20 protein-coding genes are annotated in these 26,833 nt (G+C 68.0%); 9 read left to right on the plus strand and 11 right to left on the minus strand.

Annotated elements, in window-relative coordinates; genetic code table 11:
- Nucleotides 1–354 precede the first annotated feature (354 nt).
- From gltB to AB0H49_RS00810, 3 genes are all read left to right on the plus strand, one after another.
- Nucleotides 355–5,001 carry a glutamate synthase large subunit gene (gltB, locus tag AB0H49_RS00800; RefSeq protein ID WP_354998244.1) on the plus strand — a complete coding sequence of 1,549 codons (4,647 nt, stop codon included), beginning with the start codon at nucleotides 355–357 and terminating at the stop codon, nucleotides 4,999–5,001.
- Complete coding sequence (locus AB0H49_RS00805) at nucleotides 4,994–6,463, plus strand: glutamate synthase subunit beta (protein ID WP_354998243.1); 1,470 nt, start codon at nucleotides 4,994–4,996, stop codon at nucleotides 6,461–6,463. The genes gltB and AB0H49_RS00805 overlap by 8 nt, the downstream gene beginning before the upstream one ends.
- A 304-nt stretch (nucleotides 6,464–6,767) precedes the next feature.
- Nucleotides 6,768–7,667: a cutinase family protein gene (locus AB0H49_RS00810; protein ID WP_354998242.1), complete on the plus strand. Its 900-nt coding sequence runs from the start codon at nucleotides 6,768–6,770 to the stop codon at nucleotides 7,665–7,667.
- 65 nt (nucleotides 7,668–7,732) lie between these two features.
- Here the strand turns inward: AB0H49_RS00810 and AB0H49_RS00815 are convergent, their stop codons facing one another.
- From AB0H49_RS00815 to AB0H49_RS00825, 3 genes are all read right to left on the minus strand, one after another.
- Entirely contained in the window at nucleotides 7,733–8,059 is a 327-nt protein-coding gene (locus AB0H49_RS00815; RefSeq protein ID WP_354998241.1) for a hypothetical protein, read from the minus strand.
- A gap of 485 nt (nucleotides 8,060–8,544) precedes the next feature.
- Nucleotides 8,545–8,868: a hypothetical protein gene (locus tag AB0H49_RS00820; RefSeq protein WP_357245712.1), complete on the minus strand. Its 324-nt coding sequence runs from the start codon at nucleotides 8,866–8,868 to the stop codon at nucleotides 8,545–8,547.
- Between the two features lie 125 nt (nucleotides 8,869–8,993).
- Nucleotides 8,994–9,605, minus strand: a complete 612-nt coding sequence (locus AB0H49_RS00825; protein WP_354998239.1) for a histidine phosphatase family protein — start codon at nucleotides 9,603–9,605, stop codon at nucleotides 8,994–8,996.
- A 170-nt stretch (nucleotides 9,606–9,775) separates the two neighbouring features.
- Between AB0H49_RS00825 and AB0H49_RS00830 the strand changes: the two genes are divergently transcribed.
- Entirely contained in the window at nucleotides 9,776–10,354 is a 579-nt protein-coding gene (locus tag AB0H49_RS00830) for a Uma2 family endonuclease (RefSeq protein ID WP_354998238.1), read from the plus strand.
- Nucleotides 10,355–10,469: 115 nt separating this feature from the next.
- Here the strand turns inward: AB0H49_RS00830 and AB0H49_RS00835 are convergent, their stop codons facing one another.
- The 3 genes from AB0H49_RS00835 to guaB all read right to left on the minus strand — a co-directional run bounded on the left by AB0H49_RS00835 (nucleotide 10,470) and on the right by guaB (nucleotide 16,218).
- Entirely contained in the window at nucleotides 10,470–10,760 is a 291-nt protein-coding gene (locus AB0H49_RS00835; RefSeq protein WP_354998237.1) for a hypothetical protein, read from the minus strand.
- 156 nt (nucleotides 10,761–10,916) lie between these two features.
- The gene (gene lysX / locus AB0H49_RS00840) at nucleotides 10,917–14,240 is read right to left on the minus strand and encodes a bifunctional lysylphosphatidylglycerol synthetase/lysine--tRNA ligase LysX (RefSeq protein ID WP_357245716.1); all 3,324 of its coding nucleotides are present in this window, start codon (nucleotides 14,238–14,240) and stop codon (nucleotides 10,917–10,919) included.
- 433 nt (nucleotides 14,241–14,673) lie between these two features.
- Complete coding sequence (gene guaB, locus AB0H49_RS00845) at nucleotides 14,674–16,218, minus strand: IMP dehydrogenase (protein WP_355000059.1); 1,545 nt, start codon at nucleotides 16,216–16,218, stop codon at nucleotides 14,674–14,676.
- A 280-nt stretch (nucleotides 16,219–16,498) separates the two neighbouring features.
- Between guaB and AB0H49_RS00850 the strand changes: the two genes are divergently transcribed.
- Nucleotides 16,499–16,912 (plus strand): DUF5319 domain-containing protein, encoded by a 414-nt coding sequence (locus tag AB0H49_RS00850; RefSeq protein WP_011207424.1) that lies wholly within the window; start codon nucleotides 16,499–16,501, stop codon nucleotides 16,910–16,912.
- Between the two features lie 216 nt (nucleotides 16,913–17,128).
- Here AB0H49_RS00850 and AB0H49_RS00855 read toward each other — a convergent pair whose 3' ends face one another.
- The 3 genes from AB0H49_RS00855 to AB0H49_RS00865 form a co-directional block, all read right to left on the minus strand.
- The gene (locus AB0H49_RS00855; RefSeq protein WP_355000060.1) at nucleotides 17,129–18,130 is read right to left on the minus strand and encodes an anti-sigma-D factor RsdA; all 1,002 of its coding nucleotides are present in this window, start codon (nucleotides 18,128–18,130) and stop codon (nucleotides 17,129–17,131) included.
- A gap of 91 nt (nucleotides 18,131–18,221) precedes the next feature.
- Nucleotides 18,222–18,800, minus strand: coding sequence for a sigma-70 family RNA polymerase sigma factor (locus AB0H49_RS00860; RefSeq protein WP_067784912.1), 579 nt, complete (start codon nucleotides 18,798–18,800; stop codon nucleotides 18,222–18,224).
- A gap of 145 nt (nucleotides 18,801–18,945) precedes the next feature.
- On the minus strand, nucleotides 18,946–19,758 hold the full coding sequence (locus tag AB0H49_RS00865) for a hypothetical protein (protein ID WP_357245720.1): 813 nt from the start codon (nucleotides 19,756–19,758) through the stop codon (nucleotides 18,946–18,948).
- Between the two features lie 668 nt (nucleotides 19,759–20,426).
- On the opposite strand from AB0H49_RS00865, the gene AB0H49_RS00870 reads away from it, so the two are divergent.
- The 3 genes from AB0H49_RS00870 to AB0H49_RS00880 all read left to right on the plus strand — a co-directional run bounded on the left by AB0H49_RS00870 (nucleotide 20,427) and on the right by AB0H49_RS00880 (nucleotide 22,011).
- Nucleotides 20,427–20,720 (plus strand): WhiB family transcriptional regulator, encoded by a 294-nt coding sequence (locus AB0H49_RS00870; RefSeq protein ID WP_067784918.1) that lies wholly within the window; start codon nucleotides 20,427–20,429, stop codon nucleotides 20,718–20,720.
- Nucleotides 20,721–21,182: 462 nt separating this feature from the next.
- Entirely contained in the window at nucleotides 21,183–21,758 is a 576-nt protein-coding gene (locus AB0H49_RS00875) for a sigma-70 family RNA polymerase sigma factor (RefSeq protein ID WP_253810709.1), read from the plus strand.
- Between the two features lies 1 nt (nucleotide 21,759).
- Nucleotides 21,760–22,011, plus strand: a complete 252-nt coding sequence (locus AB0H49_RS00880; RefSeq protein ID WP_355000062.1) for a hypothetical protein — start codon at nucleotides 21,760–21,762, stop codon at nucleotides 22,009–22,011.
- A gap of 319 nt (nucleotides 22,012–22,330) precedes the next feature.
- Here the strand turns inward: AB0H49_RS00880 and groL are convergent, their stop codons facing one another.
- Both groL and groES read right to left on the minus strand, forming a co-directional pair.
- Nucleotides 22,331–23,941 carry a chaperonin GroEL gene (groL, locus tag AB0H49_RS00885; protein WP_355000063.1) on the minus strand — a complete coding sequence of 537 codons (1,611 nt, stop codon included), beginning with the start codon at nucleotides 23,939–23,941 and terminating at the stop codon, nucleotides 22,331–22,333.
- 183 nt (nucleotides 23,942–24,124) lie between these two features.
- Nucleotides 24,125–24,427 (minus strand): co-chaperone GroES, encoded by a 303-nt coding sequence (groES, locus tag AB0H49_RS00890; RefSeq protein ID WP_067784927.1) that lies wholly within the window; start codon nucleotides 24,425–24,427, stop codon nucleotides 24,125–24,127.
- A 712-nt stretch (nucleotides 24,428–25,139) separates the two neighbouring features.
- Here groES and AB0H49_RS00895 point away from each other — a divergent pair.
- Nucleotides 25,140–26,804 carry an Hsp70 family protein gene (locus AB0H49_RS00895; RefSeq protein ID WP_357245725.1) on the plus strand — a complete coding sequence of 555 codons (1,665 nt, stop codon included), beginning with the start codon at nucleotides 25,140–25,142 and terminating at the stop codon, nucleotides 26,802–26,804.
- The last annotated feature ends 29 nt before the right edge of the window (nucleotides 26,805–26,833 follow it).

Consider the following 26,833-nt stretch of genomic DNA (forward strand, 5'->3'; position numbering starts at 1 on the left):
AGCCCAGCTAGACCAGGTTATTAGTGCTACCTAAGTTGGTTGGGCCCCGGACCTGACTTATCGTTTGCTCTTACGCCGAACACGAAAAGTTCGGCACCATCGCCCGCTCGGGCTCACCAAGTAGGTGCCCAGAGTAGCGGGCGAGCACCCGCACGGAGGTAAGGAACACGTAAGCGTTCCGTTACCGACTAGCACCCACTACGTATCCATCGCGGGTGGACAACTGGAGACGTGACTGCACGCCGGAAGACCATCAGCGCGGCTGGATTCCGGAACGTACGGGCGCAGTCTTGACGGAGGCGTTCGACGAAAGGCCGTTTTTTCTTCGAAGGCCACTTTCTTGAAGGCAGAGGCATGACGCAACTTCCTGGCCACAGGTCACCTGGACCCATCGGTCTCTACGACCCGGCGAACGAACACGACGCCTGCGGTGTCGCATTCGTCGTCGACATGCACGGCCGCCGCAGCCGCGACATCGTCGACAAGGCTATTACGGCACTCTTGAATCTGGAGCACCGTGGTGCCGCCGGCGCCGAGCCGAACTCCGGCGACGGCGCGGGTGTCCTGATCCAGATCCCGGACCGTTTCTTCCGCGCGATCGTGGACTTCGAGCTGCCCGCCGAAGGTGCCTACGCGTCCGGCATCGCCTTCCTCCCGCAGGCCCGCCGCGAAGCCGCGCGCGCCGCCTACGGCGTGGAGAAGATCGTCAAGGAAGAGGGCCTCGAGGTTCTCGGCTGGCGCGAGGTGCCGATCGACGAGTCGTCGCTCGGCGCGCTGTCGCGCGACGCCATGCCGACCTTCCGCCAGATCTTCATCGCCTCGCCGAAGGGCGCCGCCGAGCAGCTGTCCGGCATGGACCTGGAGCGTCGCGCCTACGTCATCCGCAAGCGCGTCGAGCACGAGCTCGGCTCGCAGGGTGCGGGCGAGGGCGCCGTCGGCAAGGAGTCGGTGTACTTCCCGAGCCTGTCCGGCCAGACCTTCGTCTACAAGGGCATGTTCACCACGCCCCAGCTGCGTGCCTTCTACCTGGATCTGCAGGACGACCGGGTGGAGTCCGCGCTCGGCATCGTGCACTCCCGGTTCTCCACCAACACCTTCCCCTCGTGGCCGCTCGCGCACCCGTTCCGCCGGGTGGCGCACAACGGTGAGATCAACACCGTCACCGGCAACGAGAACTGGATGCGCGCCCGCGAGGCGCTGCTGAACAGCGACGTCTTCGGTACCGACTCCGCGGGCAAGAACCGCCTGGAGAAGATCTTCCCCGTCTGTACCCCGGGTGCGAGCGACACGGCCCGCTTCGACGAGGTGCTGGAACTGCTGCACCTCGGCGGTCGCAGCCTGCCCCACGCCGTGCTGATGATGATTCCCGAGGCCTGGGAACGCAACGAGAACATGGACCCGCAGCGGCGGGCGTTCTACGAGTACCACTCGATGCTGATGGAGCCGTGGGACGGCCCGGCGTCGGTGTGCTTCTCCGACGGCACCGTGATCGGCGCCGTGCTCGACCGCAACGGCCTGCGGCCGAGCCGTATCTGGGTCACCGAGGACGGCCTCGTCGTGATGGCCTCCGAGGTCGGCGTGCTCGACATCGACCAGTCCAAGGTCGTCAAGAAGGCGCGTCTGCAGCCGGGCCGCATGTTCCTGGTCGACACCTCCAAGGGCCGGATCATCTCCGACGACGAGATCAAGACCGAGCTCGCCGCCGAGCACCCCTACCAGCAGTGGCTGGACGAGGGCGTGACCCGGCTCGCCGATCTGCCCGATCGTCCGCACGTGCACATGTCGCACGACCGCGTGCTGATCCGCCAGCAGATCTTCGGATACACCACCGAAGAGCTGAACCTGCTGATCTCGCCGATGGCCAAGACCGGCCTCGAGGCGCTCGGCTCGATGGGCACCGACACCCCGATCGCGGTGCTGTCGGCGCGCCCGCGTCTGCTGTTCGACTACTTCTCGCAGCTGTTCGCGCAGGTGACCAACCCGCCGCTGGACGCGATCCGCGAAGAGGTCGTCACCAGCCTCAAGCGCAACATCGGCCCCGAGGCCGATCTGATGCACCCAGGCCCCGAGTCGTGCAAGCAGATCGCCATCGAACAGCCGATCCTGGACAACGACGAGCTGGCCAAGCTCGTGCACATCAACGACGACGGCTCGCGTCCCGAGCTGCGCTCGGTGGTCGTGCGCGGCCTGTACCCGGTGAAGAAGGGTGGCAAGGGCCTGCGCAAGGCGCTCGAGGCCATCAACACCCAGGTCTCGGCGGCCATCGATGGCGGTGCGCGGATCATCGTGCTCTCCGACCGCGAGTCCAACGAGAAGCTGGCGCCGATCCCGTCGCTGCTGCTGACCTCCTCGGTGCACCACCACCTGGTGCGCGAGCGCACCCGCACCAAGGTCGGCCTGATCGTGGAGGCCGGTGACGCCCGCGAGGTGCACCACATGGCCATGCTGGTCGGCTTCGGCGCGGCCGCGATCAACCCGTACATGGCCTTCGAGACCATCGAGGACATGCTGGAGCGCGGCGCGCTCGACCTCGGTACCGGAAGCCTGGAGACCGACTTCCGCAAGGCCGTCGCCAACTTCAACAAGGCGGCGGGCAAGGGCGTGCTGAAGGTGATGTCCAAGATGGGCATCTCCACCCTGGCCTCCTACAACGGCGCGCAGCTGTTCCAGGTGATCGGTCTGTCGCAGGAACTGGTGGACGAGTACTTCACCGGCCTGCGCTCGCACCTGGGCGGCATCGGCCTGGACGAGATCGCCGACGAGGTCGCGGCCCGGCACCGGGTCGCGTTCCTGGAGAACCGCAACGAGCGCGCGCACCGCGAGCTCGAGGTGGGCGGCGAGTACCAGTGGCGCCGCGAGGGCGAGTACCACCTGTTCAACCCGGACACCGTGTTCAAGCTGCAGCACGCGACCCGCTCGGGCCAGTACTCGATCTTCAAGGAGTACACCAAGCTGGTCGACGACCAGTCCGAGCGCCTCGCCTCGCTGCGCGGCCTGTTCAAGTTCAAGTCCGGTGAGCGCGCGCCGATCTCGATCGACGAGGTCGAGCCCGCCTCGGAGATCGTGAAGCGGTTCTCCACCGGCGCGATGAGCTACGGCTCGATCTCGGCCGAGGCGCACGAGACCCTCGCGATCGCGATGAACCGGCTCGGCGGCCGCTCGAACTCCGGTGAGGGCGGCGAGCACCCGGCCCGCTTCGAGGTCGAGGAGAACGGCGACTGGCGTCGTTCGGCGATCAAGCAGGTGGCCTCGGGTCGCTTCGGTGTGACCGCGCACTACCTGACCAACTGCACCGACATCCAGATCAAGATGGCCCAGGGCGCCAAGCCGGGCGAGGGCGGCCAGCTGCCCGCGCACAAGGTGTACCCGTGGGTCGCCGAGGTGCGGCACTCGACGCCGGGCGTCGGCCTGATCTCGCCGCCGCCGCACCACGACATCTACTCGATCGAGGACCTGGCGCAGCTGATCCACGACCTGAAGAACGCGAACCCGCAGGCGCGGATTCACGTGAAACTCGTCGCGGAGCCCGGCGTCGGCACCGTCGCCGCGGGTGTGTCGAAGGCGCACGCGGACGTCGTGCTGATCTCCGGCCACGACGGCGGCACCGGCGCGTCCCCGCTGACCTCGCTCAAGCACGCGGGCGGTCCCTGGGAGCTCGGCCTCGCCGAGACCCAGCAGACGCTGCTGCTCAACGGTCTGCGCGACCGCATCGTCGTCCAGGTCGACGGTCAGATGAAGACCGGCCGCGACGTCGTGATCGCCGCGCTGCTCGGCGCGGAGGAGTACGGCTTCGCGACCGCGCCGCTGGTGGTCTCGGGCTGCATCATGATGCGCGTCTGCCACCTCGACACCTGCCCCGTCGGCGTCGCCACGCAGAACCCCGTGCTGCGCGAACGCTTCACCGGCAAGCCGGAATTCGTCGAGAACTTCTTCCTGTTCATCGCCGAAGAGGTCCGTGAACTGCTGGCCTCCCTGGGCTTCCGCACGCTGGACGAGGCCATCGGCCGGGTCGACCTGCTCGACACCTCCAAGGCGAAGCAGCACTGGAAGGCCAGCAAGCTGGACCTGTCGCCGATCCTGGACGACGTCGAGACGGCGTTCATGTACCAGGACCGCCGCTGCACCAAGTCGCAGGACCACGGCCTGGACAAGGCGCTGGACCAGCAGCTGATCACGCAGAGCCGGGACGCGCTGGAGCGCGGCAAGCCGGTGAAGTTCGAGACCAAGATCACGAACGTGAACCGCACGGTCGGCACCATGCTCGGCCACGAGGTGACCAAGCTGTACGGCGGCACCGGCCTGCCCGACGACACCATCGACATCACGTTCACCGGTTCCGCGGGCAACAGCTTCGGCGCCTTCGTTCCGGCGGGCATCACGCTGCGCGTGCAGGGTGACGCGAACGACTATGTCGGCAAGGGTCTTTCGGGCGGTCACATCGTCGTGCGCCCGTCGCAGAACGCGCCCGCCGATTTCGTCGCGGACCAGAACATCATCGCGGGCAACGTGATCCTGTTCGGCGCGACCAGCGGCAAGGCGTTCATCAACGGCGTGGTCGGCGAGCGGTTCGCCGTGCGCAACTCGGGCGCCACCGCGGTGGTCGAGGGCGTGGGCGATCACGGTTGCGAGTACATGACTGGCGGCCGGGTGGTCATCCTCGGTGAGACCGGGCGCAACTTCGGCGCCGGTATGTCCGGCGGTGTGGCGTTCGTCTACGACCCGGAGGGCACGTTCGCCGCGCGGGTCAACCCCGAACAGAGCGACGCGATCGAGCAGCTCGCCGGTGACGACTTCACCTGGCTGCACGACATCGTCGCCGAGCACCGTGACCAGACGGGTTCGGCTGTCGCCGATCGCATCCTGAGCGATTGGTCGCAGCAGGTGAACCACTTCGTCAAGGTCATGCCGCGCGAATACAAGAAGGTTTTGCTCGCCATCTCCGAAGCTGAGAAGAGCGGCAAGGACGTGGACGAAGCGATCATGGAGGCCGCACGTGGCTGACCCACAAGGATTTCTGAAGCACACCTCGCGGGAACTGCCCAAGCGGCGTCCGGTTCCACTGCGCCTGATGGACTGGAAAGAGGTCTACGAGGACAAGTTCTCGCACGACACTCTGCAGACCCAGGCCAGCCGGTGCATGGACTGCGGTATCCCGTTCTGTCACAACGGCTGTCCGCTCGGGAATCTGATTCCCGAGTGGAACGACCTGGTGTACAAGGGCCAGTGGCGGGAGGGTATCGACCGCCTGCACGCGACCAACAACTTCCCGGAGTTCACCGGTCGGCTCTGCCCGGCGCCGTGTGAGGCGTCCTGTGTCCTCGGCATCAACCAGGACCCGGTGACGATCAAGCAGGTCGAGGTCGAGCTCATCGAGAACGCCTTCGACGAGGGCTGGGTGACCCCGGTCTACCCGACCCGCATCACCGGCAAGAAGGTCGCCGTCGTCGGTTCGGGCCCGGCCGGTCTGGCCGCCGCCCAGCAGCTGACCCGCGCCGGTCACACCGTGACCGTGTTCGAGCGCGCCGACCGCATCGGCGGCCTGCTGCGCTACGGCATCCCGGAATTCAAGATGGAGAAGCGCTTCATCGACCGCCGTCTCGCGCAGATGGAGGCCGAGGGCACCATCTTCAAGACCGGCGTGAACGTGGGCGTCGACATCACCGCCGAGCAGCTGCGCGAGCAGTTCGACGCGGTCGTGCTGGCCGGTGGCGCCACCCTGGCCCGCGACCTGCCGATCCCGGGTCGTGAGCTGGACGGCATCCACCAGGCGATGGAGTTCCTGCCCTGGGCCAACCGGGTGCAGCTCGGCGACGACGTCACCGACGCCGATGGCCTGCCGCCGATCCACGCCAAGGGCAAGAAGGTCGTCATCATCGGTGGCGGCGACACCGGCGCGGACTGCCTCGGCACCTCGCACCGCCAGGGCGCGGCGTCGGTGCACCAGTTCGAGATCATGCCGCGTCCGCCGGAGGAGCGCGCCGCGTCCACCCCGTGGCCGACCTACCCGCTGATGTACCGGGTCTCCTCGGCGCACGAGGAGGGCGGCGAGCGGGTGTTCTCCGTGAACACCGAGCGTTTCGTCGGCGCGGACGGCAAGGTGACCGGCCTGGAGGCGCACGAGGTCAAGATGGTCAACGGCCGCTTCGAGAAGGTCGACGGCACCGACTTCACCCTCGAGGCGGACCTGGTGCTGCTGGCCATGGGCTTCGTCGGACCCGAGAAGCCGGGCCTGCTCAGCGATCTCGGTGTCGGCTACGACCAGCGCGGCAACGTCCAGCGCGACAAGAACTGGGCCACCAACATTCCCGGCGTCTTCGTCGCCGGCGACATGGGCCGTGGTCAGTCGCTGATCGTCTGGGCCATCGCCGAAGGCCGTGCCGCGGCCGCCGCGGTCGACCAGTTCCTCGAGGGCGAGACGGCGCTGCCCGCGCCGGTGACGCCGACGATGGTCGCCCAGCGCTGATCTAGTCGCACAACGCGAACACGAGGCGCCCGTGGACAACTCGTCCACGGGCGCCTTCGCGCGTTTGCTCGCTGAAATCGGACATCAGCGGGCCCCGAATGGCATCTGGGGCGCGCGGGCCCTATTGTGATCTTCGGCGTGCGGCGGGGCCTGCGAGATCCGGGAGTCGTCGGCACGTCACGTCGGCGGGTAACTCGAGTTGACCCTCCGTTCACTGGAACGACATTCGTGGCGTCCAGCATGTGAGCGGCAACTCGTTGGGGACGCCCCACACAACCGGGGCCAGGGTGTGAACTGGAGCAGTATGCAGTTGAAGAAGCTTGTCGCGGCCCTCGGCGCGTCCGCGACGATCGCGTCCGGCTTGGTGATGGGCAGCAGTGGGACCGCCGCGGCGGACAACTGCCCGACCCTCCATGTGGTGGCCATCCCCGGCACGTGGGAGACGGGTCACGACAAGACGCCGCAGCCCGGCATGTTGGCCGGCGTCACCCGTAACCTGCCGCGCTCGGTCGAGGTCGACTACGTGACCTACGCCGCGACCGCCTTCCCTTGGGAGGGCGAGGTTTACGGCAACTCGAAGAAAGAAGCCGTCAGCGCCGCGCGCGGGTTGATCGGCGACATGGCGAGGCGTTGCGGTGCGACAGAGTTCGCGCTCGTCGGGTACAGCCAGGGCGCCGACGCCGCCGGTGATCTCGCGGCCGAGATCGGCACTGGCCTCGGCGTGGTCCCGCCCAATCGTGTCGCGGGCGTCGGCCTGATCTCGGATCCGCGCCGCTCGCCGACCGACATCCAGGTCGGCCCGGTCGCGCAGGGCGCGGGCGCCGGTGGCCCCCGGGTCGGCGGCTTCGGCTGGCTGAGCGATCGCACCCGCACCATCTGCGCCGTCGACGACCTGTACTGCGCGACCGCGACCGACGACTTCGTCACCCGTTTCGCGGGCTTCCTCGCCCAGAGCTCGGACGCCAATCCCGCCAACATCTGGCGGTACCAGCTCGAGGCGGGCGCGATCATCAACGATCTGATGGCGTTCGGCGGCGTGCCCCTCTTGCAGTCGCAGCTCACCGAGTCGGCGAACCAGCAGCGGGCCAAGGATCTGGAGCGCTTCTACCGTTCCCAGGCGCACACCGTGTACGGCAGCTACTCGGTCGGCGGCGGGCAGACCGCGATCTCCTGGATGCACAACTGGATCGCGGGCATGGCCTGATCGGTCCGTAAGCCACGACGAAGGCCACCATTCCGCGCGGGATGGTGGCCTTCGTCGTCGCCGGATCAGCCACGGTGGCCGGACGTGGTCGGCGGCATCACTTGCTGGTCGGCAGGGGGCTCCGCACCGGGCGACGTGGAGTCCGACCGGTGCGAATCCATGCCGCTGTGCCCTGGCTGACCTGGGAAGCCGTGGTGCCCAGGATGATGCGGACGGCCGACATCCGTGTGTTCCAGCGCTGGACCCTCCGCCGCTTGCTGAACCCGAACGGCGTCGGCCGCGGGCGCTTGCGCACCGGCCGTAGCCGCCATCCCGGCCAGCGGAATCGTCAGCAGCGCGCCCGCGATGGCGAACCGGAGGGCCCCTCGGCGCATGTTCGATGTGGAAAGCATTTCGGAACTCCTTCTCTCAGAGCGCGAGTCGCGATGACTCACGAACTCTCATCGAAGGCCTCGGTGCTATGACCCGGATAGGACGAGTCTGGTATTCGACTGTGAGCCGAGGGGCCTTTCTTTGAATCTCCGGTCGTTGTTAACAGTGGCGCGCTGACCTGCGATAACGCGGGCGATATTGCGAGGCAACGAGTTTCGCTCGATTCGCCGCCAGCGTTAACGGAGGTCGGCTTTCCCGCGATTCCGCGGACGGGCGAGAGGTCCCGCTCGAACCGTCGCCGTTGTCGCTGGCGGCGAACTTCGGTGCGATCCCGCCAGCGGATGTTGCGGGGCAACGAGTTCCGCTCGATTCATCACCGGCGTTAACGGTGGTGGACTTGCCCGCGATTCCGCGGCCTATTGCGCGGGATTCGTCCCGGTGCCAACGGGCGAGCGAAGGCCACGTTCCCCGCGCGGGACGTGGCCTTCGTCGTGGCGGCCCGTGGCTAGCTGCTTCCGAACGAGCCGGTCGGCGGAAGCGTCTGGTAGAAGACGCGCGGGCCCGGGCCGGGGAAGTCGTGCTCGGGACCGCGGAACTCGACCCGCGGTCCGCCGGGTCCGGGCCTGCCGGGGAACCCCTCGCCCGGATGCGGACGGCTGACATCGGCGCCCTCGAGTGGGACGCCCTCCGACACCTGCTGCACCTGGGTGGCGTCGGCGGGCGCTTCCGCGCTCGCGGTGGCGGCCACGGCGGCGAGCGGAATCGTCACCAGGGCGCCCGCCACGGCGATCCGGACCGCTCCTCGGCGCATGTTCGTCTTGGAAAGCACTCGGTATTCCCTTCTCTCGGAGCGTGAGTCGCGGTGACTCACGACTCCTATCGAAGGCGGCGGCGCTGTGACCGCGGTGCGACGAGGCTGGTAGTCGGCTGTGAACGGCGGAGCGTTCCTGTGAATCAGCGACCGATGTTGCGCGGCAACAGGTCCCACACGTGCCCGTTCTCGTTCACCGTGGCGGCGGTGCGGCGGCCGGTGCGGGAGAACAGGATTCGGGTGATCGAGCAGTAGTCGATCGGGAAGGTCAGCGGCCGCGGCAGGCCGAGCACCTCTTGGAGCAGCACGTTGATCACGCCGCCGTGCGCGAAGGCCAGCACGGTGTCGGCCGGGTCGGTGTTCGCGGCGATCTCCGTCGCCACCTCGCGCACCCGGTGCACGAAAGCGGGACCGTCGATCTGCTCGGGCAGGTATCCGGCCTTGATCCGGTCGTAGGTGTCGCGGAACTCCAGCTTGGCGTCCTCGATCGGAATGTAGGCGGGCAGGTCGCGATCGTATTCGGCCAGGTCGTCCACGATCTCCACCGGCAGCCCCAGCTTGGCCGCCGTCGGCGCCGCGGTCTCCCGCGCCCGCCGCTGCGGACTGCTCAGCACCCGTGCGATCCGATGGTGGCTCAACGCCCCGGGCACCCGCTCCGCCTGCTCCCGCCCCACCTCCGACAACTCCGGATCGGCGGGCCCGGACGCGTTCGACACCCGAACCGGCTGAGCATGACGAACGAGAATCAACTGCACCCACCCACTCTGCCGTATGCCCACGTGGCGGTTCGGATCAGGTGGCGTTGTCGGGGCGCGAAAGCTCGAGCCGTCGCGGCGACCGGGGCATTCGCCCTGCAACTCTGGGGTCCAGCTCAGTGCATGCTTTCGAATACCTCGAATCGAGACCCGGTGACATACTCGTAGCCATGACCGTCGAGTCGTTCCCGCAATGGCTGCGTCCGCCGCCCGGCGGGTTCGTCGCCGAGGATTTGGATCGCCTGCCCGACCTGCCACCGCACACCGAGTTGATCGACGGGAGTCTCGTCTTCGCGAGTCCGCAGGCGGAGTTTCACATGCTGGTCATCTCGTTGCTCGAATCGGTGCTGCGTCGCCTGGTGCCCGCAGAGATGCGAGTTCGGCGTGAGATGACGGTGACGCTCGGTCGAGACCAGCGCCCGGAGCCGGATGTTCTGGTGGTGCGAGCGAACATCGGTGGCGACACCAAGCGGACAACCTTTCGCCCCGAGGAAGTCGTGCTGGCCGTCGAGGTTGTGTCGGTCGAATCGCGATTTCGGGATCGAGAGCGTAAGCCGCAGCTGTACGCAAAAGCCGGAATCATGCATTTCTGGCGAGTCGAGGATATCGACGGCCGTCCGGTCGTCTACGCGTACGAACTCGACCCGGCGACAAGGACGTACGCGCTAACAGGCATCCACCACGACAAATTGCGACTGAGCGTCCCGTTCGATATCGACATCGATCTGACCGAGATCGCCCGGATGTAGGCTGGCGAGCCGAACCGACTCGGCAGCCGAACTAGGGCGGACCGAGCCGATTCCGCGCCGCACACGAAAGCCCGGGCTGCTTACGCGGCCCGGGCTTTTCGAATGGCGGAGCCGGTCAGTGCTGACCGTACGGGGGCTGACCCTGCGGCGGCTGGCCGTAGGGCGGCTGGCCCGGGCCGCCGTAGGGCGGCTGACCTGCCGGAGGCTGCTGGTCGTTCTTCTTGCGCTTGTTGAGCAGGAGGTAGATGCCGACCGCGATGGCGATGACAACGAGCAGGCAGCAGATGCCGCCGAAGATCAGGCCGTTGTTGCTCTTCTTCTTTTTCTTGGCCGTGTATTCCATCGCCGTTGTCCAGGTGTCCGGGCTCGCCCACACGGACGGATCCAGCAGGCTGGCATTGGTCAACAGGTCAACGTACATATGTCCCATCCCGATCGTCGTAGGTATCGGCCCCCTCCTCCCGAGGCCGAATCTCCAAGGTTATCGGCAGGACTCGATTACCGTTAACCCTTCGCCGATGCAATCCCTCATCGTGAGATCCTCGCGGCGGACGCGAAAGTCTCAGCGCGGCTTGACCAACGGGAACGGCAGCGTCTCGCGGATGCTGCGGCCGGTGATCAGCATGACGATCCGGTCGACGCCCATGCCGAGACCACCGGTGGGCGGCATGGCGTGTTCGAGCGCCTGCAGGAAGTCCTCGTCCAACTCCATCGCCTCCGGATCGCCGTTGGCGGCGAGCATGGACTGATCGGTCAGCCTGCGCCGCTGTTCGATCGGATCGGTGAGTTCGCTGTAGGCCGTGCCGAGTTCGACGCCCCAGGCCACCAGATCCCAGCGCTCGGTGACGCCGGGAATGCTGCGGTGCGCGCGGGTCAGCGGCGACACCGAGGTGGGGAAGTCGATGTAGAACGTGGGCTCCTGGGTTTGCGATTCCACCAGGTGCTCATACATTTCCAGCACGACCTGCCCCGCGTCCCAGGCGTGCTGGTACGGGATGGCGGCCGTGTCGCACAGCTCGCGCAGGTCTTCCACCGAAGTCTCCGGCGTGATGGTGGACCCGATGGCCTCCGACACCGCGCCGTGCACCGTCTTCACCGACCACTCACCGGAGATGTCGACGGCCTCGAACGAGCCGTCGGCCGCGGGCCGCATCGCGACCATGGCGCCGTTGGCGGCCAGCGCGGCGTTCTGGATCAGGTGACGGCAGGTGTGCATCATGCGCTCGTAGTCGCTGTGCGCCTCGTACGCCTCGAGGATGGTGAACTCGGGATTGTGGCTGAAGTCGACGCCCTCGTTGCGGAAGGTGCGGCCGAGCTCGAACACCTTTTCCATGCCGCCGACGCACAGCCGTTTCAGGTAGAGCTCGGGGGCGATACGCAGGTAGAGGTCCAGATCGTAGGCGTTGATGTGGGTGACGAACGGCGTCGCGTTGGCGCCGCCGTGCACCTGTTGCAGGATCGGCGTCTCGACTTCGAGATAGCCCCAGGAGTTCAGCGAGTCGCGCAGCGAGCGCACCACCGCGCTGCGCTTGGCGAGCACGTCGCGGGACTCCTGACTGATGGCCATGTCGACGTAGCGCTGGCGCACTTTGGCTTCGGGATCGGCCAGGCCCTTCCACTTGTCCGGCAGCGGATGCAGGCATTTGCCGTTCATCCGCCAGTCGGCCGCGAGCAGCGAGAGCTCGCCGCGTCGGCTGCGCCCGATCTGCCCGCTCACCTCGATCAGGTCGCCGAGGTCGAAGTACTCGCCGAACTCCGCGCTGCGCTCGGCGCCGACCCGGTCGCGGTCGATCATCAGCTGGATGTCGTCGGTCCAGTCGCGCAGCACCGCGAAGATCACCCCGCCGTAGTCGCGGATGCGCAGCAGCCTGCCGCACACCCGGACCGTGGTGCCGCGCGGCGAGCGCCGGGCCGCCGCCACGGTGTGCGTCGGGGGATAGGCGACCGGGTACGGGTCGATGCCCGCCTCGATCAGCCGGTCCAGCTTGTCCATCCGCACCCGCACCTGCTCAGGGCGGCGCGGGAATTGTTCGGCGAGTTCGATTTCCGGCGCTTCCGGCGCGCTGCCGTCGGCGTGCAGCCCGGTGACGGTGTCCGGCACCGCGCTGTGCAGACCGGTGTGCACGGCGGTCTCGGGGTCTTTGCCGATGCGCGGCAGGAACCCTTCCGCCAGGCCGCTCGCCATCGCGACTCTAGGCAACTGCCTGCGTTCCTCGAAAAGGAAGAACCGCGGCACCCAGTGCGGCTGATACTTCACGTTGGACCGGTACAGCGCCTCCAGCTGCCACCAGCGCGAGAAGAACAGCAGCACCCCGCGCCAGAGCCGCAGCACCGGGCCCGCGCCGATCCGCCCGCCCTCCTCGAACACCGAGCGGAACACCGCGAAGTTCAGCGACACCTTGGTGATGCCGTGCTGCTCCGAGGTCAGCGCCAGCTGCGAGATCATCAGCTCCATCACGCCGTTGGGGCTCTGCGGGTCGCGGCGCATCAGCTCCAGCGACGCGCCGGTGCGGCCCCACGGCACCAGCGAGAGCATGCCGAGCACCCGGTCCTGCGGGTTCACCGCCTCGACGAGCAGGCAGTCACCGTCCAGCCGGTCGCCGAGCCGACCGAGCGCCATGGAGAAGCCGCGCTCGGTCTCGGTGTCGCGCCAGGCGTCGGCTCGGGCGATGATCTGCGCGAACTCCTCGGCGGGGATGTCCGAATGACGGCGGATGCGCACCGAGATGCCGTGTTTGCGCAGCCGATTCGCGGCTTGGCGGACCTGCTTGAGCTCCGGGCCCGCCAGCGAGAAGCTCCTGGTGTCGAGAATGGCTTCGTCGCCGAGGCGCAGCGCGGAGAGCCCGGCCCTGCGGTATGCGGTCGCTCCGTGTTCGCTGGCGCCCATGACCGCTGGCGCCCAGCCGAATCGGTCGGCCAGCCGCAGCCAAGCATCGATCGCCTGCGGCCAGGCGTCCGTGGTGCCGACCGGGTCACCGCTGGCCAGGCAGACGCCCAGCTCCACACGGTAGGTGACGGCGGCCTTGCCGCTCGGTGCGAACACCACCGCCTTGTCGCGGCGGGTGGCGAAGTAGCCGAGCGAATCCTCCACGTCGGAGCGGTCCAGCAGGCCGCGGATCGCGGACTCGTCCAGGCCGGTCATCGCGTTCTCGGCGCGCTGCGAGCGCAGCAGGGTGATCACCGCGGCCAGCAGCGCGAGCGCGCCGAACAGGCCGAGCAGGAAGTTGACGAACGGACGCGGATGACCGTCGAAGTGCTCGTTGTCCACCAGAATCGCCGCGGTCACCCGGTACACCGCCCAGCCGGGCCGCTGCCAGCCCGCGGGCAACGTGCCGGGGAACAGCTCGACGAGCGCCCAACCGAGCAGACAGCCCGCGGCCAGCCCACCGAGCAGGACGCCGAGCGCCTTCCAGCCGGCGCCGCGGCGCACCCTGGTGTAGAACTCCCGCCACGACGCGATCAGCACACCGATCACGCCGAGCTGCACGATCATCGCGACCAGCGCGTCGATATTGCCCTCGGCGGCGAAATCCAACGCGTTGGTCATCGCGAAGAGCGTGAGATAGCCGACGAGCAACCACCAGGCGATTCGCTTACGGCTGGCGATCGCTCCGGCCAGCAGACCGACGATCAGCGCCCACATGAGGTTGGTGTCGGGCGCGTCGAAGTAGTAGTCGTCGATGTAGCGGCGCGGCACGTGGGTCAGGAAGCGCAGGGCGGGCGAGAGGCTCCACAGGAAGCACAGCACCGCGAAGACACCGAGCACGGTGCCCGCGATATGCGGGACCTGAGCGAACCGGCCGTGCCCGCGGTGCGGAACCGGTGGTGTCGGTCTGTTCGCCGGTAGTTCGATCTCGGTGCGCGCACCGGCCTGCGTGGAAGTCACCAACCCAGTCTGTACGTTGCTGTGTTTTATTGCCGCGCCTTCGGCGCGGCGTGTTCGCGGCCCCTTTTGTCTCGCGTCCGAGCGGTCGAGACTCGCGACTGCGTCGCATGCGCTTCGACCGCTCGGAAGCGAGACGGCCGCGAACGGGCTCGTAAGACTCGCCCTCGAGGTGGTCGGGAGGGAGCGACCGGTCCAAGTCGCTTCGACTCGCGAACAGGTTAATCATGCACGGTTCGTCCAGAGCGAGCGCAATCGCGTCCAGCGCAGCGCACCAATTCGGCACGGCAAGCGTGGTTTGTTCGGACTTGCCGAGTGGGCGACCCGCGCAGGGGCGCTCATATGTCGGACCACCTCATACCGCGGGATCACCCGGCGACCGGTCGCCGGGTGCGACCCGGACCGACGCTGTCGGATCCGGCCGCACCCGGTTACGTCAGCTGCGACCGGTGTAGTTCGGCGCCTCGACGGTCATCGTGATGTCGTGCGGGTGGCTTTCCTTCAGACCCGCCGCGGTGATCTGCACGAACTGCGCTTCCTGCAGCTCGGCGATGGACTGCGCGCCGGTGTATCCCATGCCCGCCCGCAGACCGCCGACGAGCTGGTGGATCACCTGGTTGACCGGACCGCGGAAGGGCACGCGGCCCTCGATGCCCTCGGGCACCAGCTTGTCCTCGGCGAGCACGTCGTCCTGGAAGTAGCGGTCCTTGGAGAAGGACTTGGCCTGGCCGCGGCCCTGCATGGCGCCCAGCGAGCCCATGCCCCGGTAGCTCTTGAACTGCTTGCCGCCCACCAGGATCAACTCACCGGGCGACTCGGCCGTGCCGGCGAGGAGCGAGCCGAGCATCACGGTGGACGCGCCCGCGGCGATGGCCTTGGCGATGTCGCCGGAGAACTGGATGCCGCCGTCGGCGATGACCGGAACGCCGTGCGGCTTGCACGCGGCCACGGCCTCCAGGATCGCGGTGATCTGCGGCGCGCCGACACCGGCGACCACGCGGGTGGTGCAGATCGAGCCGGGGCCCACGCCCACCTTGACCGCGTCCGCGCCCGCCTCGACCAGCGCGGCCGCGCCCGCACGGGTGGCGACGTTGCCGCCGACCACCTGGATGCGGTCGCCGACCTCGGCTTTGACCTTGGCGACCATCTGCAGCACCTGCACCTGGTGTCCGTGCGCGGTGTCGACGATCAGCACGTCGACGCCCGCGTCGGCCAGCGTCATGGCGCGCGACCAGGCGTCCTCGCCGACACCCACCGCGGCGCCCACGAGCAGGCGGCCGTCGCGGTCCTTGGTGGCGTTCGGGTACTGGTCGGTCTTGACGAAGTCCTTGACGGTGATGAGACCGCGCAGGCGGCCGTTGCCGTCCACGATCGGCAGCTTCTCCACCTTGTGGCGGCGCAGCAGGCCGAGCGCTGCCTCCGCGGTGACGCCCTCCTGAGCGGTGATCAGCGGGGCCTTGGTCATCACGTCGGCGACGCGGCGGTTCTGGTCGACCTCGAAACGCATGTCGCGGTTGGTGATGATGCCGACGAGCGAACCGGTCTCGTCCACCACCGGAAGACCGGAGATGCGGAAGCGGGCGCACATGGCGTCGACCTCGGCCAGCGTGTCGGACGGGCGACAGGTCACCGGATCGGTCACCATGCCCGCCTCGGAACGCTTGACCGTCTCCACTTGCGCGGCCTGATCGGCGGCCGAGAGGTTGCGGTGCAGGACGCCCATGCCACCGGCGCGCGCCATCGCGATGGCCATCCGCGCCTCGGTGACGGTGTCCATGGCCGAGCTCACGAGCGGGGTGCGCAGCCGGATCTCCCTGGTGAGCTGACTCGAGGTCTCCACCGAGCTGGGAATCAGATCCGATGCGGCGGGCAGCAGCAGCACGTCGTCGAACGTGAGGCCGAGCATGGCGATCTTGTTCGGGTCGTCGCCACCCGTAGGGGGGCGGACCGCGAGCCGTTCGCCCGGTACGGGATTACTCATTCGGATCGACCCCTCCTGGACGTCGAAAGCGAGAGACGCCGGACGGACCGGCGTCGCACACAACTGATGGGATGGACGGTGGCGGCGAGGTCAGCGTGTCGAGAACTGTCCGGCGCCTGACACCCATGGTATCTGTCCCGCAAACTCGTCGATGAACTGCCCAATGGCGCCGCCGAAGCGAGTCCGTCGACGGACCGCACAGCCGGAGGTACGCCGCGATGGCGAAACTGGCACCCTACATAGCTGGCGAAGACCACCCTGTTCTGCGTACCGTGGGTGTGTGCGCGACCATCTACCACCTGGCTTGCCGCCGGATCCGTTCGCCGGAGACCCCTCCGACCCGTCCGCCGCGCTCGACGCCATCGAGCCCGGCGAACCGCTGGATCCCCACGAGCGCCTTGCGGTCGAGGAGGATCTCGCCGACCTCGCGGTCTACGAAGCGCTACTGGCCCACCGCGGAATCCGCGGGCTGGTCGTCAGCTGCGAGGACTGCCGACAGGACCATTACCACGACTGGGACATGTTGCGCGCCAACCTGCTTCAGTTGCTGGTCGACGGCACGGTGCGGCCGCACGAGCCGGCCTACGATCCGACGCCCGAGGCGTACGTCACCTGGGATTACTGCCGGGGCTACGCGGACGCGTCGATGAACGAAGCCTTCCACGGCGACGGGTTCGACGGCTTCGACAGCTGACCTCGGTTCCCACACACCCTGAAACGACGAAAGCCGACCCGCCGGTCGGCAATCGTTCGACGCGCCAATATTCGCGTGGTTCATCGCGACACGCCGAATGTGCGCGCGATCTTTTCAGGGTGTCGTTCGACACCTCGCCCACAAGTAATGACTACCGGCGATCCGTCCGACAACCGAGGGGTCGCCGTTCGATGGTGAATTCGCTTACGTTCGAGCTCAGTTGCTCGGGGTGATGCCCCCGGGCACGCTGGGAACGATGACCGTACCCGGCCCGTCCTCCAAGATCGGCGACCGCGTCGCAGGCTGAGTCGGTTCGCCGACATCCACGCTCGGCACGACAACCGTCGTCGGCACCTGCGTGGTGGGCGGCGCCTGCGTCGGCGGCTCCTCGACGGGCGTCGTGTTGTTCGGCACGGTGGTCACCGGCGGCTGCTGCGTCGTCGGCCTGGTGGGCTGTGTCGGCGGCAGGCTCGGCTCCACGGCCACGGTGGTCGGCGGAGTCGTCGCCGTGACCGGCGGCACCATCTGGTTGGTGATGGTGGTCTGCTGCTGCGCGGGCTGCGTCGTCGTGGGAGTGGAATCAGTGGTGCCGCTCGGCCGTGGCTGAGTCGACGTGACCGCCTCCTCGAGCGCGGCCGCCGCCTCCGGAGAGAGGCCGCGGAGCTGCGTGAGCAGCCGTTGCCACTCGGACTGCAGATCCTGCTTCTTGCCGGAATCGCTGACCTGGTCCACGTTCACCGACGCCCGCTCCAGCAGTGCCTTCGCCTGCGCCGGGTTGTTCTGGGCCAGTGCACGCTCGGCCTGGTCCAGCTCGTTGCCCGCGCGCTGCACCACGGTGGTCTGGGCCTGCTCGCTGAACACGACCTCCTTGACCCGCCAGAGCGGGTCGCCGGGTTCGGCGCTGTAGGAGAACGCCGTCACACCGCCGAAGACCAGTGCCAATGCGGCCGCGGCACCCGTGATCGGACCGACAAGCCGAAGACGGCCACGGTTGACTGCGCCGACTCGAACCTTGCGCGCGCCGATCTCCTGGTTGACCGCGGCTACGACCGCGTCCAGATCCGGATCTCCCGGTAGCGGCGGCGAAACGAGTTCCGCGCGCCAATCCGCGAGCAGCGCGGCGAGCTGAAACTCCTCCGCACTATCGGTCTGTACCGGTCCATCGCTGGCGATGGCGTCGATCAGAGCATCGTCGCGGCGTACCGCTGCGATGTCCACCGGTCCGGTGTCACCAGTCCCCCCGGCGTAGGGACCGCTGTTTCGCGATCCACGTCGCGCCTTCCAGTCACCCCGACCGCGCTCGCCATCCCTAGCCATACATTTCACCTGCCCTCGCCACTTGTGACTTCAGTTTCGCGAGTGCCCTGTGCTGGGCCACCCGTATCGCGCCCGCCGTACTGCCCACGGCGACCGCGGTTTCTTCCGCTGACAAACCCATGACCAATCGCAGGATCAGGATCTCTCGATGCTTCTCCGGAAGCGTCGCGAGCAGACGGTTCATCTGCCTGCTGGTTTCCGATTCGAGAGCGCGCTGCTCCGGTCCTTGGTCGGTGGATATGACATCTGGTACTTCGGCCATCGCCTCCGCCTTGTTACGGGCGGCGTTGCGGTGTGCGTCGGCGACCTTGTGCGAAGCGATTCCGTATACGAAGGCCATGAAGGGCCTGCCCTGGTCTTGATATCTGGGCAAGGCTGTCATCACGGCCAGACATACCTCCTGCGCAACGTCGTCCGCGGAGAGCTGTCCACGCTCCGCCGCGCCGATACGCGCGCGGCAGTACCGGACAACCAGCGGGCGGATCAGCTCTAGTACCTGAGCTAAAGCGGATCTGTCGCCCTGCGCTGCGGCAGCGACGGCGAGGTCCAACTCTTCGCCCGTGTGCGTCATCGTCAGAGATATTCCTGGCGTTACAAGTGGCACCGGCCCGATGACCTGTGCTTCCGCTGAAGCGGCGGAACGGATCTAACAATAGCGATAGGCAGCGCGGAACCGAGCAACATGGTCACTTGTCTCGACAACGCCGCGCCGACAGCTACGCGGCGCCCGGTGGCCGAAAACGCCCGCCACGACGGACTATTCCGGCGGCACACCGTTCGGCCTCGCGCGTGGCATCCGGATCCGAGAGCCCGGAACGCAGCATCGCGCACGCCCAGCGCAACGGAAGCAGATCGTGCTCGCGGCACTCGGCCGCGACCGTGTCGGCCAGCGCGCGAGAGTGTTCCAAGTCACCCGAAGCGGCCGTCGCGGCGGCCACGAGGAGACGGGACTTGACGCGGTGCCGCACCGAGGGCGCGGCCTCGGCGAGAGCCAGAGCTTCGCGCGTGTGCGGCAGCGCCGCGCCGGCCGCGCCGGACGCCAACGCCGTCTCGGCGCTGACCCAGTGCCAGCGGATCCAGGCCCGCCATCGCAGGCCGTCCGGATCGAGGGCGGCGCGGCTCCGGTCGAGCAGCCGCCGCGCCAGCGCGAGGCGGCCCGCCCCGAGCGCGTCGGCGGCCAAGCCGGTGAGCGCGTCGCAGACCGCGTCCGTTCGGTCCGGCGCGGAACCGATCGGCGGGGCGGGTTGGAGTGCGCCGCCGGGCAACGCCAGCGCGGCGGCTCTGCCGTCCGGGCCCGAAGCCGCGACATGCCAGCCGAGTTGGCGCAGTAGCGAGCCCGCGGTGCTCGCGGCGAGTGAGAGCAAGACCGGATCGGTCGTCCGCCGCCGCACCGCGGCCAGTTCCGCGCGTGCCGCGGCATAGCGCCCCTGCCCCCCGAGAATCACCGCCCGGTGCCACGAACTCAGGGCATCCGGGGCATCCGGCAACTCGGCAGCGGCGAGGCCGGGACGAGGCCCGAAGGCTCCCATAGCGAGGACTTCATATCGGACATCCACCGTCGGAACTGGCGCGAACACGGGCGAACTCTATACCGAGCGCAGCCGACGACGGCGCGTAGTAAAAGTGCGTCCGCGCCCCTGGCAACTTGTCAGCATTTCTGGTACGTGGCCCATGTTTCCATCAGGTAAATCTCGCGTCGGCATTGCGCGATCATCCGCGACGCAAATTCACGCGCGTTTCGCGCAATTAACCTCTACGCCCCGTTTCCGCCATCTGAGCGACCCTCGGCAACCACCCGTACGGTGGCCACCATCACGGCGGTTATCTGTCCCCCATGGGACCAGTAACCTGTGAGTTTTCCCAAAAAAGACAGACTACCTGCGGAAACAGTCACATGCCTCGGACAGCGGCGGGCCAGCCACGTACTGGCCAACCGAACAGTATCACCGGAACCCCCGTTAAAAGTAAACAACGGGTAGGTTAAATCTCGCCATTGCGGATTTGGAAAACCGGTGCGTCGAACTATTGACGTAATTTCGCGGCTGCCCCTAACGTAGCTCATCGCCACGGACGGCGCCGCGCGAAATTGCAGCGACCGGCCGGGCGACCGCGGGACCCGCCGATCGCATGCGTTCCGCAACTGTTGCAGACAAACTGCTCGACAACGCCGACGAGCTCGCATTACGAGGAGTTCACCATGCCCATGCCGACCCACCTCCCCGGACCGAACGCCGACGTCTGGGACTGGCAGATGCGAGGTTCCTGCCGAGGCGTGGACTCCGCCGTGTTCTTCCATCCCGACGGCGAACGCGGGCGCGCCCGCACCGCACGCGAGATGCGAGCCAAGGAGATCTGCCGCGCCTGCCCGGTGCTCATGCAGTGCCGCAGCCACGCACTGAAAGTCAGCGAGCCGTATGGCATCTGGGGCGGCATGTCGGAGACCGAGCGCGAGATGCACGCGCGGCGTAACCGCCGCCGCATGGCCGTCTGAGCAGCGACCAGCCGTCGCCCGACAGCCACAACGCGAATCCGCGACCCATCCGCATCGCGCGGCGCGCCGAATGCCTAGCAAATAACCGGCCACTGAAACACCAGATGCACGATCACCGGCCGGACCGCGTCGGCACACCGCCGTCGCAGTTCGGGACCGACGCTGACGCGCGGCATCAGGCGGTCACCACCGCTGCACCCGCGGTCGCGGCGAGGCAGAAGCCGCACGGCTGTCGGCCCGGTGGCGAGCGGTAGCTGTTGGCGTGTCACATCTGAATTCGCCCGGCGTTTGGGAGTTCACCGCAAAGTAGCTGAGCTACTTGCGGTTTGCTGGCACCCCACTGGAAGGAGGCGATAGCGGCACGCTACGGTAGTGACCGATGACACAGAATGGAGCGTTGTGACAACGCGGCCGCCAGCCGCAGAGGGCGACTCGTTCCGAAGAGAAGCCTTCCCACCGAGTGTGGATTCTGCGGTGTCGGCACGCGCAGCCGAAAGCATCGAACTAGCCGCTCTCCTGCACCGTTGCGGTCAGTCCGATCAGGAAGCTTTCGCCGAACTGTACGACCGGACGTGCGCGCGCGTGTTCGGTCTGGTGCTCCGGGTGCTGCACGATCCGGGGTACGCGGAGGAGACCACGCAAGAGGTGTATCTCCAGCTCTGGCGTACCGCAGCCAGCTTCGACCCCGCGAAGGGGTCGGCGGTGACGTGGTTGATGACGCTCGCCCATCGGCGCGCGGTCGACCGGGTCCGCGCCGAGCAGGCCCATACCCAACGGGAAGTCGCCTACGGGATAAGGGTTCTCGGCAACGAGTTCGACGAGGTGATCGAAGAGGTCGAGCGCAGGCTCGAACAGCAGGCGGTCCTCGAAGGACTCACCGGCCTCACGGAAACTCAGCGAGAAGCCATCTCGCTGGCCTACTACGGCGGCCGGACGTACGCGGAGGTGGCCACCTATCTCGGCGTAGGGTTACCGACCGTTAAGTCCCGGATTCGGGATGGATTGACACGACTGAAGAAAAGTTTGGGGGTGACGTGAGATGAACGAAGCCCAGATCGATCTCGCGCACACCGTCGCGCTCGGATCGATCGACGACGAAGACCATCACGCTGTTCAGGAATTGCTCGACGGCGAGGACCCGGTGCTACGCGCCGAGTTCCTCGCAGAGGTGCAACAGGCCAAAGACGCTTTGACCGCGCTCGCGGCGGTAACGGCCACCGCGCCGCCCGCCGCGCTCCGGGGTCGGTTGCTCGCGGCCATCGCCGCTGAGCAACCCCCGGTCGCCTCCTGAGCGACGATTCACCACTGCGGCTCGCGCGTCCCACCGCGCGGCCGATTCTCGCTTCGGCGACCTCGCGCGCCGCACCGCAGGCTCGAGGTTGCGGTGCTATCGAGCCCTAGCCGATCACTCTCGGCGCGCCGCCCGGTACGGGCGTTGCCGCGCCCCCCTCGTCCTCGTTCGCCAGTCCCGGTTTCTCCGGGCGGTCCAACGCGAATCGTCCACTCGACTCCGGTCTCGCTATCACGCGTCCCGTCGAGCCGCATTATCCCCGAACGCCGAAAAGGCCCCCGGACGCTCGCATCCGGGGGCCTTTCGCACGCTCGTCGCGTCAGTGCGCGTGACCGTGGTGACCGTGGTCGTGCGCCTCTTCGGCGGGCTTGTCGACCACGGCGCTCTCGGTGGTGAGCACCATGCGCGCGACCGACGCCGCGTTGACGACCGCGGAACGGGTCACCTTCACCGGGTCGACGACACCGTCGGTGAGCAGATCACCGTAGGTGAGGGTGGCGGCGTTGAAGCCTTCCTTGCCCTCGGCGACCTTGCTGACCACCACGGCGCCGTCCAGGCCCGCGTTGGTGGCGATCCAGTACAGCGGCGCCTGCAGCGCCTTGCGCACCACCTCGACGCCGACAGCCTCGTCACCGGACAGCGAGTCGCGCAGCTCGACGAGCTTGGCGCCCGCCTGAACCAGCGCGGTGCCGCCGCCGGGGACGATGCCCTCCTCGACCGCGGCCTTGGCCGCGCTCACCGCGTCCTCGACGCGGTACTTGCGCTCCTTGAGCGCGGTCTCGGTGGCCGCGCCGACCTTGATCACCGCGACGCCGCCCGCCAGCTTGGCAAGGCGCTCCTCGAGCTTCTCGCGGTCCCAGTCGGAGTCGGTGGCCTCGATCTCGCGGCGCAGCTGCGCGCTGCGGGCCGCGATGTCCTCCGCGGTGCCCGCGCCGTCGATGATCGTGGTGTCGTCCTTGGTGACGACCACGCGCCGAGCCTTGCCGAGCAGTTCCAGACCCGCCTCGCGCAGGTTGACGCCCAGGTCCGGGTTGATGACCGTGCCCGCGGTGACCACGGCGAGGTCGTCCAGGAACGCCTTGCGACGGTCACCGAAGAACGGCGCCTTCACCGCGACGGCCTTGAGGGTCTTGCGGATGGAGTTGACCACCAGGGTGGACAGCGCCTCGCCCTCGACGTCCTCGGCGATGATCAGCACGGCCTTGCCGCTCTCGGCGATCTTCTCCAACAGCGGAAGGAAGTCCGGCAGCGAGCTGATCTTCTCGCGGTGCAGCAGCACCAGCGCGTCCTCCAGGACGGCCTGCTGGGTGTCGGCGTCGGTGACGAAGTAGGGCGAGAGGTAGCCCTTGTCGAACTGCACGCCCTCGGTGACGACGAGCTCGGTCTCCAGCGTCGAGGACTCCTCGACGGTGACGACGCCGTCCTTACCGACGGTGGTGAGCGCCTTACCGACCATCTCGCCGAGCTGCTCGTCGCGCGAGGACACGGTGGCGACCTGCGCGATGGCCTTCTCGCCGGAGACCGGGGTCGCCGCGGCGAGCAGCGCCTCGGAGACCGCGTCGGCGGCCTTGGCGATGCCCGCGCCGACGGCGATCGGGTTGGCGCCGGCGGCGACGTTCTTCAGGCCGGCGCGCACGAGCGCCTGGGCCAGCACGGTCGCGGTGGTGGTGCCGTCGCCCGCCACGTCGTTGGTCTTGGTCGCGACGCTCTTGACCAGCTGCGCGCCCAGGTTCTCGAACGGATCCTCGAGGTCGATGTCGCGCGCGATGGTGACGCCGTCGTTGGTGACGGTCGGGCCACCGAAGGCCTTCGCGAGCACCACGTGGCGACCGCGCGGACCGAGGGTGACCTTCACCGCGTCGGCGAGCTTGTCGACGCCGCGTTCCAGAGCCCGGCGAGCCTTCTCGTCGAACTCGATCTGCTTTGCCATAAGTCCTTTTCCTTGGATGCCTGGGCGACGGGCTCGGTCCGGTGGGGCCGTGCTGTCGCCGCCCGGTGGGCTGAAACGACGTTGCCCCGGCCCCGCTGGGAGGGGTACCGGGGCAACGTCGTTACGACTCGATCCCGGGCGTGGCCGGGAAGCGCGATCCGATCCGGATCACGCCGAGCGCGGTCACTTGCTGACGACAGCCAGCACGTCGCGCGCGGACAGGATCAGGTACTCCTCGCCCTGGTACTTGATCTCGGTGCCGCCGTACTTGCTGTAGATGACGACGTCACCCTCCTGGACATCCAGCGGGATGCGCTTCTCGCCCTCGTCGTCCCAGCGGCCGGGGCCGACGGCGACGACGGTGCCTTCCTGCGGCTTCTCCTTCGCCGTGTCCGGGATGACCAGGCCGGAGGCCGTCGTCGTCTCGGCCTCGTTGGCCTGGACGAGGATCTTGTCCTCGAGCGGCTTGATGTTCACGCTCGCCACGTTGAGCCCTCCACTTTCAGGGGATTTACGGTCGTCCGGAACTGTTGTCCCGGACCATCGGTTCGGTCACGGTGCTGACCCTGCGCATAGCCCCGTCGTCGCGGGTGCCGGGACCCCTGCTCAGTAGTCACAACTGCTGACATCCGGCGAACGCGTAGGGTGGACGCTTGCCCGGCCGACCGTGTTCACCAGTGCCACTAGCACTCTATACACGAGAGTGCCAGCGCTCAAGGCCGGGCGGTGCCAATGCGCGTCGGCGTTTTCCGACACGCCCGGACGTTCGACTTTGCACTGACCAGGGTTCGCCACCCCACGGCCTCGGGACTTTCCATTGGTTCGCGAAATCTGTAACGTTCGGATAACGGATTGTGACAGTATTAGCGACGGTCGTTCCTCGGTCCGCCATGTTCATCACGAACCGGCGTCCGCGGGGGGCATCGAGCGTCACGAAAGAACCAGCACAGCGTCACAGGTAGTACTGCGTCACAGGTAGCACAGCTTCGCACGTAGCACAGCGTCACAGATTCCGTTGCGCCACAAAGCTTCACCAGAGGGCAAGTCCACACGTGATCCCAAGCCGGTTCCCGCGACCCACCCGGACGGCGGTCCGGCCGGATCCCGAGTCCGGATCGTTCGCCGACAAGGCGACGGTCCGGAAGTCCATTCGAGATGGTCGGCGACACGATGACCATCCGCTCGAAGGGAGGTGAACATGCGAACGTCCCTCGGCATCTCCGCCGGGAACGAGGTCGTGTGCTCGGCGCTGGTCGCCACGGCGTCGAACGGCGCCCAAAGTTTCGACTACCGAGTCGTTTCCGCCGACGCGGCCCATTCCGACATCGGCGATCTCGTCGCGTCCTCGATCGACCTGATGACCACCCAGCTGCCGACTCAGCAAGCGCCGCACGACATCGCGTGGCCCACGCAGCCGGTCGGCGTCCGCTTCGCGGGCACCGGCGCGACGGGTATGGAAGCGGCGGCGGGCAAGCCGCCGACCAGCGTCGCCGTCGCCTACCGCAGCAAGGAGCAGGCGCAGGTGATCCGTTCGGCCACCGGCAAACAGCGCGAGCTGAAGCTGGTGCCGGAGGGCACCGCCGCGCTCACCTTCCTGCGCCACACCGGCCTGCTGGACCGCTACGAGACGGTCGCCATCGTCGATCTCGGCGCGACGGGTCTGAGCGTCACCGTCGCCGAGCAGGCCGGCGGCAACGTCCTGAGCTCCGAACGCATTCACGCGATCAGCGGCAACGCGATCGACGACCTGATCTACCACCACCTGCTCGACGTGCACTACGCCCGGCGCGGCACCAGGCCGAACCGCGGCATGCTGACCAACCGGGGTCGTGCCGCGAAGGAACATCTCTCGGTGACGCCCGCGGTCACCATCGACCACGTCGCGGGCCGCCCGCTCAAGCTGACCAGGGCCGATTTCGAGGAACTCATCGGCGATCTGCTGCGCGACATCGCCCTGTTCACCGCGGCGGTGTTCGCGCGAGCGCCGAAGTCACCGCAGGCGGTGGCGGTCATCGGCGGCGGCGCGAACATCCCCGCGGTCCTGCAGACACTCGAACGCGAGCTGGACGTGCCGGTGCTCACCGTCGACGATCCGGAGGCGGTGATCGCCAAGGGCGCGGCGCTGGTGGCCGATGCCGCACAGCCGTCCGGCTTCCCGGTTGCCGCGCTCGGCGGCGACGCGCCGGCGGGCACCTTCACCAAGGTCATCGGCACGCTCGCCGGAGCCATCGTGGTGGTCGGCCTCGTAATCGGCTACGGCTTCAAGACCTTCGCGCCGACGTCGGACGAGGAGGTCTCCCCCGCGGGCACGACGAGCAGTGCCCTGGTGCCCACCGCGCCCGTCACGGTCGCGCCGCAGACCGGCGCGGGGACCGACACCTCCGGCGCCCGCGAGCCGGTCAGCCGGACCACCGGCGCGACGCCGCCGGTCACCGAGGACGCCGGTCTGTCGTCGACCCGCACCGGTGCCGTGTCCACGCCGTCGCCGACACCCACACCGACGGCGGCGCCGATCCCGTCGGTCCAGCCGACGCTGCGTCCGGACCCGAACCTGCCGCCCATCCCGTTCCCGGAACTGCTGGGCCCGCTACTGAATCCGCCCGGCGGTTCCTCGGTGCCCACGCAGCAGAACCGCGAGGAATACGGGCCGTCGACCAGCCCACCGCCGCCCACGGGCGACCCGTCGCAGACGCCCGCGCAGACGCAGATCCCATTCCCCTCGCCGCCGGCGAGCGCCCCGCCCCAGGCGCCCGCACAGACCCGCATCCCGTACCCGATGCCCCGCTCCAATTCGGGCTCCGCCCGGCAGGGCACGGTGACCGCACTACCGCTGCTGGAACTCGAGTTCGCTCCGCGCAACTGAGACGGGGTAGGACAGCCGCCAGCGGAAGG

This window comes from Nocardia sp. NPDC050713, assembly GCF_040654315.1.
Classification (GTDB): domain Bacteria; phylum Actinomycetota; class Actinomycetes; order Mycobacteriales; family Mycobacteriaceae; genus Nocardia.

Excerpts from the sequence above, each read along its gene's own strand:
- guaB (WP_355000059.1), bottom strand. The coding sequence starts at position 16,218 with ATGAGTAATCCCGTACCGGGCGAACGGCTCGCGGTCCGCCCCCCTACG.
- AB0H49_RS00860 (WP_067784912.1), bottom strand. The coding sequence starts at position 18,800 with ATGACGCACACGGGCGAAGAGTTGGACCTCGCCGTCGCTGCCGCAGCG.
- AB0H49_RS00865 (WP_357245720.1), bottom strand. The coding sequence starts at position 19,758 with ATGGGAGCCTTCGGGCCTCGTCCCGGCCTCGCCGCTGCCGAGTTGCCG.
- AB0H49_RS00830 (WP_354998238.1), top strand. The coding sequence starts at position 9,776 with ATGACCGTCGAGTCGTTCCCGCAATGGCTGCGTCCGCCGCCCGGCGGG.
- groL (WP_355000063.1), bottom strand. The coding sequence starts at position 23,941 with ATGGCAAAGCAGATCGAGTTCGACGAGAAGGCTCGCCGGGCTCTGGAA.
- gltB (WP_354998244.1), top strand. The coding sequence starts at position 355 with ATGACGCAACTTCCTGGCCACAGGTCACCTGGACCCATCGGTCTCTAC.
- AB0H49_RS00880 (WP_355000062.1), top strand. The coding sequence starts at position 21,760 with ATGAACGAAGCCCAGATCGATCTCGCGCACACCGTCGCGCTCGGATCG.
- AB0H49_RS00815 (WP_354998241.1), bottom strand. The coding sequence starts at position 8,059 with ATGCTTTCCACATCGAACATGCGCCGAGGGGCCCTCCGGTTCGCCATC.
- AB0H49_RS00810 (WP_354998242.1), top strand. The coding sequence starts at position 6,768 with ATGCAGTTGAAGAAGCTTGTCGCGGCCCTCGGCGCGTCCGCGACGATC.
- AB0H49_RS00895 (WP_357245725.1), top strand. The coding sequence starts at position 25,140 with ATGCGAACGTCCCTCGGCATCTCCGCCGGGAACGAGGTCGTGTGCTCG.
- AB0H49_RS00870 (WP_067784918.1), top strand. The coding sequence starts at position 20,427 with ATGCCCATGCCGACCCACCTCCCCGGACCGAACGCCGACGTCTGGGAC.